Annotated in this window: 2 protein-coding genes; both read left to right on the top strand. The window is 74.3% G+C overall.

The window, feature by feature from the left end:
* Positions 1–14 precede the first annotated feature (14 nt).
* Positions 15–9,134, top strand: a complete 9,120-nt coding sequence (locus ACZ4W9_RS39960) for an SDR family NAD(P)-dependent oxidoreductase (RefSeq protein ID WP_467944159.1) — start codon at positions 15–17, stop codon at positions 9,132–9,134.
* 4 nt (positions 9,135–9,138) lie between these two features.
* Positions 9,139–11,004, top strand: a 1,866-nt coding sequence (locus ACZ4W9_RS39955; protein ID WP_467944158.1) for a type I polyketide synthase, incomplete at its 3' end; no start/stop codon positions are given.

Below are 11,004 nucleotides of genomic sequence, written 5' to 3'. Positions count from 1 at the left end.
TGGATACGGCGGTGATGGATGCGGAGTACTGGTTCACGAATCTGCGGGAGACGGTGCGTTTCGACCGGGCGCTGGAGACGCTGCTGGAGGCCGGGCATCGGGTGTTTGTGGAGGTCAGTCCGCATCCTGTGTTGGTGGGTGCGGTGGCCCAGGCGGCGGAGGTGGCCGGTGTCGGTGGGGTCACGGCGGTGGGGACTCTGCGCCGTGACGAGGACGAGGTGTCGCGGCTGTTGCGGCACGCGGCGGAGGTGTTCGTCGCCGGGGTGGATGTCGACTGGACGGCGTGGGTGGGTGGTGGCCGGTTGGTGGATCTGCCGACGTATGCCTTCCAGCACCGGCGTTTCTGGTTGCCAGCGGGTCGTTCGGTGGTGGACGCGGCCGGGCTCGGACTGGACCCGGCGCACCATCCCCTGCTCGGAGCCGCCGTACGCCTGGCCGGCAGCGACGAGGCCGTGCTCACGGGACGTGTCTCTCTCGGTACCCACCCCTGGTTGGCGGACCACGCCGTCTTCGGCACCGTGATCCTTCCCGGCACCGCCTTCGTGGAGATGGCTCTGCGGGCGGCCGACGAGGTCGCCTGTGAGGTGCTGGAGGAACTGACGCTGGAACGGCCGCTGGTGCTGTCGCCGGACACACTGGTGTCGGTCCAGGTGACGGTCGGCGCCGAGGATGAGGCCGGGCGGCGGACGATCGCCGTGCACTCCCGGCCCCAGGACGCGGAGACCGAGTGGGTGCGGCATGCCGTCGGCATGGTGTCGCGCGGCCCGGCCGTGTCCTCGGAACGGCTGGAGACGGCGTGGCCGCCGCCCGGAGCCCGACGGGTCGAGGGCGCGGAGGTCTACGAGCGCCTGGCCGGCCTCGGATACGGGTACGGGCCGGTGTTCCAGGGCCTGGACGCGATGTGGCGGGCGGGCGGGGAACTGTACGCCGAGGTCCGGCTGCCGGGCGACTCGGACGCGTTCGGCGTCCATCCGGCCCTGCTCGATGCCGCGCTGCATCCGCTGCCGTCGGAGGACTTGTGGGTGCCGTTCTCGTGGGGCGGGGTGCGGCTGCACTCGGTGGGTGCCTCGGTGCTGCGGGTGCGGCTGACCCCCCAGCCGGGCGGTGCCGTGCGGGTGGCCGCGTTCGACGGGGCCGGGCTGCCCGTCGTGACCGTGGACGAACTCCGCCTGCAACCCATGTCCCGCGAACAGGTGGCCCAGCTGGGCTCGGCCGCCGCCGACCCGCTGTACGAGGTGCGCTGGATCGACGTAGCCGCCCCTGACATCCCGGTCGAACCGGTTTCCGACGTCCGGGTGGAGTATGTCCAGCCCGGCGGTGATGTGCGGGTGCGGGTCGGGGAAGCGCTGGCGTTGGTGCAGGATTTCGTGGCCGATTCCGTCGATGGGCGGCTGGTCGTGGTCACGCGGGGTGGGATGACGGGTGTGGCCGATCCGGCGACGGCCGGGGTGTGGGGGTTGCTGCGGTCGGCGCAGGCCGAGCATCCGGGTCGGATCGTCCTGGTCGACGTACCGGCCGGCGAGGACGCCGATGTGGCGGTCGTCCTCGCCCTCGGGGAGCCGCAAGTGGCCGTTCTCGGCGGGCGGTTGTACGTCCCTCGGCTCTCTCCGGTCGCGGTGCGGACCCCAAGCCGGCCGGAACTGGACACGGATGGCACGGTGTTGATCACGGGTGCCGGGGGTGCGTTGGGTGGGCTGGTGGCCCGGCATCTCGTGGAGGAGTACGGGGTGCGGCGTCTGTTGCTGCTCGGACGGCGTGGTGGCGAGAGCGCGCGGGACCTGGTGGCGGAGTTGGGGGCCGCTGGTGTGTCGGTGCGGTTCGTGGCGTGTGATGTGGCCGATCGTGAGGCGCTGGCGGAGGTGCTGTCCCAGGTCCCGGTGGAGCATCCGCTGACCGCCGTCGTGCATGCGGCGGGTGTGCTGGACGACGGTGTGGTGACGGCGCTGTCGGCGGAGCGCGTGGACGTGGTGATGCGTCCGAAGGTGGACGGGGCGCGCTGGCTGCACGAGCTGACCCGGGGCGCGGATCTGGCGGCGTTCGTCCTGTTCTCGTCGGCAGCGGGCGTGCTCGGCACCGCTGGTCAGGGCAACTACGCGGCGGCGAATGCCTTCCTGGACGCTTTGGCGGTGGAGCGTCGTGCCGGGGGGTTGGCGGCGACGTCGATGGCGTGGGGGTTGTGGGCCGGGGACAGTGCGATGACCGCGCATCTGGACGAGGCCGACTTGGCGCGTCTGTCGTGCACGGGGCTGGCGCCGATGTCGGCGCGGCAGGGTCTGGCCTTGTTCGACGCGGCGCTTGCCGCCGACCGTGCCGTCGTGGTGCCGGTCCGGCTCGACCTGCCCGGGCTGCGCGACCGCGCCACCCAGAACACCCTGCCGTCTCTCTTCGCATCCCTCGTCCGTCCCCCGGCCCGGCGTGCCACGGCGGTCGACGGCGCAGCGCGGGCGTCCTCCTGGCCGGCGCGGATGGCGGCGCTGGACGAGGACGAACGAGCCTCGGAACTGACGGAGTTGGTACGTACGCAGGTGTCCCTCGTGCTGGGGCACGGTTCGGCCGCCTCGGTGGATCCGGAGCGGGCGTTCCGGGAGATGGGCTTCGATTCGTTGACGGGTCTGGAGCTGCGGCAGCGGTTGCAGGCCGCGACCGGGCTGCGGCTGCCCTCGACGCTGGTCTTCGACTACCCGACGCTCAACGCCCTGGCCGGTTTCCTCGGTGAGCAGGTCGAGGGCACGTCCAGCGGCCCGGCCGGTCCCGTCCCGGCCGCCGCCGTCGCGGACGACGACCCGATCGTCATCGTCGGCATGGCCTGCCGTTTCCCGGGCGGCATCGACTCGCCCCGGCAACTGTGGCAGGCCACCCTGGACGGTCTCGACGCGACCTCGGAGTTCCCCGCAGACCGCGGCTGGGACATCGAGGCGCTGTACGACCCCGATCCCGGCCGGCTGGGGAAGACGTACACACGGCGGGGTGGCTTCCTGCACGACGCGGCCGTGTTCGAACCGGAGTTCTTCGGGATCAGTCCGCGTGAGGCGGCGGCGATGGACCCGCAGCAGCGGCTGCTGCTGGAGACGTCCTGGGAGGCGCTGGAGCGGGCCGCCATCGACCCGTCCTCGCTCCGCGGCAGCCGGACGGGCGTGTTCACCGGCCTCATGGCGATGGAGTACGGCCCGCCGCTGCACGAGCCCGTCGAGGGCATGGAGGGCTTCCGCATGCTCGGCAGCTCGTCGAGCGTGGCCTCGGGCCGGATCTCGTATCTGCTGGGTCTTGAGGGTCCGGCGATGACGGTGGATACGGCGTGTTCGTCGTCGTTGGTGGCGTTGCATCTGGCGGCGCAGGCGTTGCGCAACGGGGAGTGCTCGTTGGCGTTGGCGGGTGGTGTGACGGTGATGTCGACGCCGACGACGTTCGTGGAGTTCTCCCGGCAGCGGGCGATGTCGCCGGACGGGCGGTGCAAGGCGTTCTCGGACGCGGCCGACGGTGCGGGCTGGTCGGAGGGTGTGGGTCTGCTGGTGGTGGAGCGGTTGTCGGACGCGCGGCGCCACGGGCATCAGGTGCTGGCGGTCGTGCGGGGTTCGGCGGTGAACCAGGACGGTGGCAGCAATGGTCTGACGGCGCCGAACGGTCCGTCCCAGCAGCGTGTCATCCGGGCCGCGTTGGCGGGTGCGCGGTTGTCGCCGGCGGACGTGGACGTGGTCGAGGCGCACGGCACGGGTACGGCACTCGGTGATCCGATCGAGGCGCAGGCGCTGCTGGCCACCTACGGCCAGGACCGCGAACGGCCACTGTGGCTGGGCTCGCTGAAGTCGAACATCGGGCACACCCAGGCCGCCGCCGGGGTCGCGGGTGTGATCAAGATGGTGGAGGCGATGCGCCACGGCCTGATGCCGCGCACCCTGCACGTCGACGAGCCGTCGCACCACGTCGACTGGGAGTCCGGCGCGGTGCGGCTGCTGACCGCGCCGCAGGAGTGGCCGGAAGTGGACCGGCCACGCCGCTCGGCGGTGTCCTCCTTCGGCATCAGCGGCACCAACGCGCACGTCATCCTCGAAGCCCCGCCCGAGGACCCCGAGGGCACCACGGCGCCCGAACCGGCCGCCGACACCCCGGTGATCCCCTGGGTGCTGTCCGCGCGCACCGCCGACGGTGTGCGGCGCCAGGCGGAGCGGCTGCTCGCCCGGATCGAGGACGCCCCCGCCCCCGACCCCCGCGACATCGGCTTCACCCTGGCCGCCGGCCGCGCCCTCATGGACCACCGGGCCGTCCTGCTCGGCACCGACCGCGCGACCCTCACCGGCGCGCTGGCCGCCCTGGCCCGGGGCGAGGAGACCCCGGACGCCGTCGTCGGCACGGTCGGCGCCGCGGGGACCGGGGGACTGGCCCTGGTGTTCTCCGGACAGGGATCGCAGCGCGCCGGCATGGGCCGCGAACTGTACGAGCGGTACCCGGTCTACGCCGAGACCTTCGACACCGTGTGCGCCGCGGTGGACGCCCACCTCTCCGGATACGCCGAACACCCCCTGAAAGACGTCGTGTTCGCGTCGGCGGACTCCCCGCCGGCCCGGCTGCTGCACCAGAGCATGTACACCCAGACCGCGCTGTTCGCCGTGGAGTACGCGACGCTGGAACTGCTGCGCTCCTGGGGAGTACGGCCCGACTACGTCATGGGACACTCCCTCGGCGAGATCACCGCGGCCTGCGCGGCGGGCGTGCTGTCCCTGGCCGACGCGTGCGCTCTGGTCGCGGCGCGCGGCCGGCTGATGCAGGCGTTGCCGCAGGGCGGCGCGATGGTGGCGGTCGCCGTCGGCGAACAGGAGGCACGGGCGTACCTGGAGCGGGCGGCGCTGACGGACACGGTCGGCATCGCCGCGGTCAACGGTCCGGAAGCGGTGGTCGTCTCCGGCGACGAGGCCGCAACCCTGGCCGTCGCCGAGCACTTCCGGGCCGCCGGCCGCCGCGTGCGCCGGCTCCCGGTGTCGCACGCGTTCCACTCCCACCGCATGGACGCGATGCTCGGCGACTTCGCCGACGCACTGGCCGGCCTGGACTTCCGGGCGCCACGCATCCCGGTCGTCTCCAACGTCACGGGCACCCTCGCCGACGGCGAGCGGCTGCGCACCCCCGGCTACTGGGTGGAACACGTACGTACCGCCGTACGCTTCGCCGACGGGGTACGGTGCCTGGCCGAGCGGGGAGTCACCGCCTACCTGGAGATCGGGCCGGACGCCGTCGTCACCCCGATGGTGCACGCGACGCTCGACACGGTCCTCGACGACGGCGACTACGTCGCCACGGCGGCGCTCACCACCGGCCGGCCCGAACCGCTCGCCCTGGCCCGCGCGCTCGCCCTCCCCTTCACGGCCGGCCTGCCCCTGGCCTGGGACCGGCTGCTGCCCGGCGGACGCCGGGTGGAGCTGCCCGGCTACCCGTTCGCCGGACAGCGCTACTGGCAGTCGGCCGACGCGACCACGGCGGGCCTGCGCGCCGCCGGGCTCGACGTCATGCGGCACCCGCTGCTCGGCGCCGCCGTGCACCTCCCCGACGGCCAGACCGTCCTCACCGGGCGGGTGCTGCCCACGGCACACCCCTGGCTCGCCGACCACGCGGTGGGCGGCACCGTCCTGCTGCCCGGCACCGCGTTCCTCGAACTCGCCCTGCACGCGGGCGGCGTCACCGGCTGCCCCGCCGTGGAGGAACTGACCCTGCACATCCCCCTCGTCCTGCCCGCCGACAGCGCCGTCTACCTCCAGGTGGTCGTCGGCGCCCCCGACGCGTCGGGCCGCCGCACGGTCACCGTCCACTCCTCGGCGGCACCGCCCACCTCCGCCGCCCCGGCCGAACCGCCGGCCCGGCACGCGGCCGGCGTCCTCGCCCCCGCGGCCCCGCGGCCCGGCCCGGCCCCGGACTGGCCGCCGGCCGGCGCCCGGCCCGTACCGCTGGACGGGTTCTACGACGGCATGGCCGAGCGCGGCTACGGCTACGGCCCGGCGTTCCGCGGCCTGCGCGCCGCCTGGCGCACCGCCGACGAGCTGTACGCGGAGGTCGAACTGCCCACCGAGCCGGGAGGCTTCGGCATCCACCCGGCCCTGCTGGACGCGGCCCTGCACACCATCGCCCTCGGGCTGCCCGCCCTGGACGGCACCGACGGCGCCCGGCCGCTGCTGCCGTTCTCCTGGACCGGCGTCACCCTGGACGCGACCGGCGCGGCGGTGCTGCGGGTACGGCTCGCGGCCTCCGGCGACGGCTCCGTCACCCTGTCCGCCGTGGACCCGGCCGGGCAGCCCGTCGTCACCGTGGACGCGCTGGCGCTGCGGCCGATGGACGCGGTCGCGGCACCGGACCGGGACGGCGGACTCCACCTGCGCTGGCGCCCCCTGCCGGTCACGGACCCGGGCGAGCCACCGGCCGGCCTCACCGTCGCCCCTGTCGCACCGGGCGGCGACCTCCGTACTCGCCTGGCCGAAGTGCTGGCGCTCACCCAGGAGTTCCTCGCCGACCCGGCCACCGCCACCGCACGGCTCGCCGTCGTCACCCAGGGCACGCTCATGGAGCGGCCCGACCCGGTCACCGCCGCCGTGTGGGGCATGCTGCGCTCCGCCCAGGCCGAACACCCCGGCCGGCTGCTGCTCGTGGACGTGGACACCCGGACGGACCGGGCCCTGGCCCTGGCGGTCGCCACCGGTGAACCGCAGGTCGCCGTCCGGGACGGCCGGCCGTACGCGCCCCGGCTGACCCGTAACGGCACCGCCCTGCTGCCGCTGCCCGACGCACCCACCTGGCGGCTGCGGGCCGCCGGCCCGGGCGACGCGGCCGGCCTCGCCCTCGTCGCCGGACCGGACCGCACCGGGCCGCTGGAGGCCGGCGAGGTCCGGGTGGCGATGCGCGCGGCCGGTATCGGCACCGACGGCCGGTCCGCCGCGGAAGGCGCCGGCGTCGTCACCGAGACCGGCCCCGATGTCACCGAATTCGCCCCCGGTGACCGGGTGTTCGGTCTCTTCCCGAACGGCGACGCACTGTCCCGCGAGGCCGTCACCGACCACCACTGCCTGGCCCCGCTGCCGAGCGGCTGGAGCTTCGCGCAGGCCGCGGCGGCCCCCCGGGCGTTCCTCATGGCCTGGCACGCCCTCGTGGACACGGCCGCGCTACGGCCCGGGCAGCGCGTGCTGATCCACACCGACGCCACGGACAGCGGCCTGGCGGCCGTCCGGCTCGCCCGCCACCTGGGCGCCGAGGTGTACGCCACCGCGCCCGCCGGGGCCCGGGAGGAACTGCGCGCCCTCGGCCTGGACGAGGCCCACGTGGCGAAGCCGGGGCCCGACGAGTTCCCCAAGGAGATCCCGGCCGGACTCGACATCGTCCTCGGCCCGCGGACCGGGGACACGGCCGACGCGTCCGCCCCGCTGCTCGCGGCGGACGGCGTGTACGTGAGCCTGGCGGACGGAGGCGCGGTCCCGGGCGACGGCGGACTCACGGCCCCGGGCGGCGTCGGACACCCGGCCGTGGACGACGACGGCCGTACGGCCGCACACGAGGGCGAACCCGCGGCCCAGGTCGACGACGGCCGTACGGCCCCCGCACCGGTCGTACCCCACGCCGGCGACTCCGCCCCCCAGTGGCGGAACCTCGCGGCTCTCGCCGGCCTCTTCCGCGACGGCACCCTCCGGCCGCTGCCGGTATGGGCCCACGACGTACGCGCCGCCGCCGAGGCCCACCGGCAGGCCGATCCCGGCCGCACCGGCGGGACGGTCCTGACCATCCCCCGGCCTCTCGACCCCGACGGCACGGTGATCGTGACCGGCGCCGGCGGCACCCTGGCCCGGCTGGTCGTCCGACGGCTCGTCGCCGAGCACGGCGTCCGGCATCTCCTGCTGCTCAGCCGCAGCGGCGCGACCCTGCCCGAGGACCTGCTCGACCGGGGAGTGACCGCGCTGTCGATCGCCTGCGACGTCGCCGACCGCGACCAGCTCGCCCGGGCGCTGGCCCGCATCCCGGACGGACATCCGCCGACCGCCGTGGTGCACACCGCCGGCGTCCTCGACGACGGCGTCCTGGACTCCCTCACCCCGCGGCGGCTCGACACCGTACTGCGGCCGAAGGCGGACGCGGTGCGCCACCTGCACGAACTGACGGCGGACGCCGACCTCGCGGCCTTCGTGGTGTTCTCCTCGGCGGCCGGTGTGCTGGGCTCGCCCGGCCAGGCCAACTACGCCGCCGCCAACGCCTACCTGGACGCGTTCGCCGCCCGCCGGCACGCGGCCGGCCGGCCCGCGGTCTCCCTCGCCTGGGGCATGTGGACCGAGACCAGCACCATGACGGCCGGACTCGGCACCGCCGACCACGGCAGGATCGCCCGCACCGGACTGCTGCCCACCACCGCCGAAGATGGACTGGCCGCGTTCGACCGGGCGCTCACCGCGGCCGTACCGGTCGTCGTCCCGGTCCGGGTCGACACCGGCGCCCTGCGCGCCGATACCGCCCCCGCGCTCCTGCGCGACCTGGTGCCGGCCGAGCACCGGCGGACCGCCGGGCAGGCCGTTCGCACGGCGCCGGAGGAATCCCTGCGGGACCGGCTGAGCCGGTTGCCCGCCGAACGGCGCCGGGAGACGCTGCTCGACCTGCTGCTCGCCGACGTCGCCCAGGTGCTCGGCCACGGCGACCCGCGCCGGATCGGCGCCGACGAGGCCTTCCGCGACCTCGGCTTCGACTCGCTCACCGGAGTCGAACTGCGCAACAGGATCAACGCCCGGGCCGGCCTGAAGCTCAGCGCCACCGCGGTGTTCGACCATCCCAGCCCGAGCGCCCTCGCCGACCACCTGCTGCACCGTCTCACCCCGGCGCCCGAACCGGCCGCGGAGCCCGACCAGGCGACGTACGAGCAGGTGATGGCCGACCTCACCCGCATCAGGAACCACCTGACCGCCCTGGACCTGACCGGCGCCCAGCGCACCGCGCTGGCCGAGACGTTCCGCGGCATCTCGGAGCCGTGGACGGCACCGGGGTCCACGGCGGTGGCCGAAGAACACGGGCCGGCCGGCCTCGAATCCGCGACCGCGGCGGAAGTCCTCGACTTCGTCACCCACAGCCTCGGCATCTCCGTCTCCGGCGACGAATCGCCCACCGACCCCAGTGGAGAGTGAGCTCATGCCCACCGAAGAAGAGCTGCTGAAGTACCTCAAGGCGGTCTCCGAGGAACTGCACGGCACGCGCGGCCGGCTCCAGGCGCTGGAAGGCCGCCGCACCGAACCCGTCGCGATCGTCGGCATGGCCTGCCGGCTGCCCGGCGGGGTCGGCTCCCCGGACCACCTGTGGGACCTCGTCGTCAAGGGAGAGGACGCGGTCGGAGAGTTCCCCGCCGACCGGGGCTGGGACGTGGAAGCGCTGTACGACCCCGAACCGGGCAGTACCGGGAAGACCTACACCCGCTCCGGGGGCTTCCTGACCGGCGCGGCCGACTTCGACCCGGCGTTCTTCGGGATCGCCCCGCGCGAGGCCCTGGTCATGGACCCCCAGCAGCGGCTCATGCTGGAGACCTCCTGGCAGGCCCTGGAGGACGCCGGGATCAATCCGCAGCGCCTCAAGGGCACCCGTACCGGCGTCTTCGCCGGCTCCTTCCACCATGACTACGACCCGGGCGGCGGCAGCGTCGGCAGCCTCGTCTCCGGGCGCGTCGCCTACCACCTGGGGCTCCAGGGCCCCGCCGTCACCGTGGACACGGCGTGCTCGTCGTCGCTCGTGGCACTGCACCAGGCGGTGCGGTCGCTGCGCGAGGGCGAATGCACCCTGGCCCTGGCCGGCGGCGTGACCGTCCTGTCCACCCCCGCCGTCTTCGTCGAGTTCTCCCGCCAGCGCGGCCTCGCCCCCGACGGGCGCTGCAAGTCGTACGCCACCGCCGCCGACGGCACCGGCTGGGGCGAAGGCGTCGGCGTGCTCGTCCTCGAACGGCTCTCCGACGCCGAGCGGAACGGCCACCGGATCCTGGCGGTCGTGCGCGGCACCGCCGTCAACCAGGACGGCGCGTCCAACGGCCAGACCGCGCCCAACGGGCCCGCCCAGCAGCGGGTCATCCAGGACGCCCTGGCCGCCGCCCGGCTGACCCCCGCCGACGTCGACGCTGTCGAGGGCCACGGCACCGGAACCACCCTCGGCGACCCCATCGAGGCCCAGGCGCTGCTGGCGACTTACGGCCAGGACCGGGAGCGGCCGTTGTGGCTGGGCTCCCTGAAGTCCAACATCGGGCACACCCAGGCCGCCGCGGGGGTCGCGGGTGTGATCAAGATGGTGCAGGCCATGCGGCACGGCGTACTCCCGCGCACCCTGCACGTCGACGAGCCGTCACACCACGTCGACTGGAGCGAGGGCCACGTCCGGCTGCTCACCGAGAACCGGCCGTGGCCCGAGACCGGGCGCCCCCGCCGCGCGGGAGTCTCCTCCTTCGGCTACAGCGGTACCAACGCGCACGTCATCCTGGAACAGCCCCCGGCCCGGGAGGAGAAGCCGGCCGACCCGCAACGGGGTCCGCTGCCGTGGGTGTTGTCGGCGCGTAGTGGTGGGGCGTTGGCGGAGCAGGCGGCGCGGTTGCTGGAGTGGGTGGCCGAGGGTGGGGAGCCGGACGCGCGGGATGTGGCGTTCACGTTGGCGTCGGGGCGTGCGGTGCTGGAGCACCGGGCGGTCGTGCTGGGTGCGGACGTGGGTGAGCTGACGTCGCGTCTGGGTGAGTTGGCGGTGGGTCGTGAGGTGGCGGGTGTGGTGGCCGGCCGGGCTTCCGGTTCGTCTGGTGTGGTGTTCGTGTTTCCGGGTCAGGGGTCGCAGTGGGTGGGTATGGCGCGGGGGTTGTTGGAGTCTTCGCCGGTGTTCGCGGGGCGGATGGGGGAGTGTGCGGCGGCGTTGGAGCCGTATGTGGAGGGGTGGGATCTGCTGGGTGTGGTGCGTGGTGGGGATGAGGGGTTGTTGGGGCGGGTGGATGTGGTGCAGCCGGTGTTGTTCGCGGTGATGGTGTCGTTGGCGGAG

Source organism: Streptomyces sp. NPDC029296, assembly GCF_055569255.1.
Note: the sequence above shows the minus strand (reverse complement) of the source record. Positions and strands in the feature narration are given on the sequence as shown.